4 protein-coding genes are annotated in these 2,788 nt (G+C 65.7%); 1 reads left to right on the top strand and 3 read right to left on the bottom strand.

The window, feature by feature from the left end; genetic code table 11:
- From ACFPIH_RS56125 to ACFPIH_RS56115, 3 genes are all read right to left on the bottom strand, one after another.
- A partial coding sequence (locus tag ACFPIH_RS56125) for a hypothetical protein (protein ID WP_381188056.1) occupies positions 1-184 on the bottom strand: 184 nt, incomplete at its 3' end.
- 539 nt (positions 185-723) lie between these two features.
- Positions 724-1,101, bottom strand: coding sequence for a DUF4259 domain-containing protein (locus ACFPIH_RS56120; RefSeq protein ID WP_381188058.1), 378 nt, complete (start codon positions 1,099-1,101; stop codon positions 724-726).
- A 217-nt stretch (positions 1,102-1,318) separates the two neighbouring features.
- Positions 1,319-1,627 (bottom strand): hypothetical protein, encoded by a 309-nt coding sequence (locus tag ACFPIH_RS56115; RefSeq protein WP_381188061.1) that lies wholly within the window; start codon positions 1,625-1,627, stop codon positions 1,319-1,321.
- Between the two features lie 559 nt (positions 1,628-2,186).
- Between ACFPIH_RS56115 and ACFPIH_RS56110 the strand changes: the two genes are divergently transcribed.
- On the top strand, positions 2,187-2,705 hold the full coding sequence (locus ACFPIH_RS56110) for a hypothetical protein (RefSeq protein WP_381188063.1): 519 nt from the start codon (positions 2,187-2,189) through the stop codon (positions 2,703-2,705).
- The last annotated feature ends 83 nt before the right edge of the window (positions 2,706-2,788 follow it).

Raw genomic sequence — 2,788 nt, 5'->3', positions numbered from 1 at the left:
TCCAGTACGAGAGGGCCGCGGTCCGCTCCGCCGCCGTATAGGTGACCGTACTGATCTGCCCGGTTCCCGTGGCGGCCGACGCGGGTGAGGCCGGGGCCGCCAGGGGGCCGGCCAGGGCCAGCAGAGCCGTGGCGGCGAGACCGGAAACAGTTCGGCGCACGCCTCGGGACGGGCTGGGCGACATGGGTGTCCTCTCGGATGATCGGGATCGGGCCATCACCGGGAAGGATGCGATTCCGGCGAGTGGGGTGCATCCCCCGTCCGATCTTTCGTGGCCCCGCGGCCACCGGCCACGGCCGTCTCGTCCAGGGTGAGGCTCTTGCGGAATCGCCCCGGCCTGGTCGCGCTACCCGGCCCGCATTCCGGTCTTCCTTGCGCCCGCGCCGGAGCCGGGAGGCGAGGACGTCCTCCAGGAGCTGGTCCTCAAGGATCTGACCCGCGAGCAGGTCTCGGACTGGCGCACCCGCGCAGCCCCCGACCACCTGGTCGTGTTCGACCACATCGAACGGTATGGCGAGGTGTCGGCGAGGCACCTGTTCACCGGCCATCTTGTGATCCTGGTGCAGGGCCTGCCTGGCCTAGCCTCGCGCTTCACCAAGCGGGCTGTCCGGCCAGTGACCGAGAAAGTGGACCCGGCGCCCACCCGACGCGACAGCCGGGCCTCACCCTGCCCAACAAGCCGAAACGGCCCGCCAGATGAACCAACGAGCCGTCACGAAATCCTCAGTTCGAGTCCTCCTTCCTCCTGAGCTCGGCAAGCTCGTCAAAAGTACGGATCAGGACCGTGCGTCGCTCGTCCTTGTAACCCGATGAGGGCATCAAGTCGTCGATGCAGCTCTCCCACACCGCCATGTACGTCTTCTTCCACCCCTCGACCACCTCGGCCTCGGGCAGCGACGCCCCCACGTACCCCTGCCGCGCCAGAAGGCTCAGCAGCTCCAGGTTGGCCGGCACCGCAACTCCCCAGTACTCGTCGGGCTCGATCTCGACCGGGTCGCCGGCCATCGCATCCGCCACCTCGGTGACGAGCCGGTCCGTGAGGATCGACAGGTGATCTGCGGCCGTGTCGTTCTCGAAGTTGCCGGTTCCCCAGTCGCCCACGGGTCTCCTCTGCTGGTTGGGTCGGTATGCAGGAGTTGTATCAGCGCGTACCGGCAACCGGGCCGCACGGAGGTGCGGCGGGCCGGGATGCCCGGAACGACGTGGACAGGCCTCATGTGTCAGAGCCAGTAGTCGCCCGTCGGCCATCTTCTCGCCGCCTGGCATGCCCGGATCAGGGCACTCAGCTTGTGCTTTATGGGCGGGGGCTTCGTTGAGGTCAGCAGCGCACGCGGGCGGTGTCGCCGTCGATACGGACGATGCACTCTTTGAAGAGCGCCATGGGCCGACCTTCGTCTTCGGCAAGCAGCGTTAGTCCGAGGTCCATGATGGGCTTGATGGCCTGCGCTGTTCGAGAGCCGTCGGGGTCCGGGCCGTGCAGGGTCGCCCAGCTCTCGAACAGCGCACGGACCCCTTCCCATCCGGGCCCCGGGATGAAGTGGCAGAGGTACGTTGGCTGATCGATTGCGTACGGCCGTAGCTCGCCGATCCGGGTGTCGCCCTGTGTGAGCCACCACGTCCCGTTCACTACCGCTCCCTTCAGCCACGACTTCAGGCGGGTTTCCTGAGCCCCGAGCTCCGTTGTGTCGAATTGTCTGTCGAACTGGCTCCCTCACGCGGAAGTTCACCAGACGTGTGGGCGGCCGCCGTCCGATTCTGCGCTCCGACCAAGGAATGCACCGAACCAGAACGAAGGCCGTGGGGATGAGCCTGCCGCACCTCGATGTCCCGGGGGAGGCGTTCGCCGAAGCGTCACGCTTCCCTACGTTGTTCTGCGGGACGCGGTGAGCCCTTCGTATGGTTGACCCGCCCAGGGGCGTCGGGTGTGGCTTTCACGCTTCTGCCGCTTGTGGCTTGCCCGGATTGGCCGCCCGACGCCCCACGACGACTCGGCTGCCAATCAGGAATTGCGAATGATCGCTCCGTAGACACCTCAGGCATCCAACTCGTCAAGCCGCGCTTGTGTGGTGCTTGGGGAATCGAACACCATCGGTTCGTTGTCTTGGCTTGCGCGTGGGTCTCTGATCGCGCAAGAGTTCGGCTGACGTGGAGTTCAAGGTTTGTTGCGGCAGGACGGGGACAGACAGGTGTGCAGCACGGATCTGGCTGCCAAGGAGACGGCGATAACTCGATTCCTCCAGGACTACCCGCAGGCGGTTGAGGCTGGCTGTGGTCATCCCGCCCTCCGCGGGTGTGAGGATGTCCGCTGGTCCGAGTTCCCGGAGTGCCCGGCAGCGATCCCGGTGCTGTTGCACGGTCTTCTCGATCAGGCTGCCGCGCCAGAGGCCAAGCGCGTGCTCACCAACTCCATTCTCAACAGCGTCAGGGAGATGAACCTGGCTGCGCCGACAGTGCTGCCGTTCCTGTTCCGTCTTGCAAGCGACCCGCGGGTTCCTGTGCAGTCTGGCCTGCTGGATCTACTGGTCTCGATCGCTGGATTCTCCGAGCCGATCGACGGGCGCAACGAGGCTGTGGTGCGCTGGTTCGGCAGTGACAGCGATCATCCCGAGCGTGAACAGTGCCGGGCTGTGTTTACGGAGCACGCGAGCGTAGTGGCGATGTTGAAGCTTCCCCTTGATCGTGGACACCTGGAGACTGGGACCTGAGGTTCCAGAGGAAGTAGCACCAGGTGGGAAGCAAGTACACGAAGCGGTACACCGAGGAGTTCAAGCGGGACGCCATCGCGCTC

Source organism: Streptomyces vulcanius (assembly GCF_042653945.1).
Lineage (GTDB): Bacteria > Actinomycetota > Actinomycetes > Streptomycetales > Streptomycetaceae > Streptomyces > Streptomyces mangrovi.
Note: the sequence above shows the minus strand (reverse complement) of the source record. Positions and strands in the feature narration are given on the sequence as shown.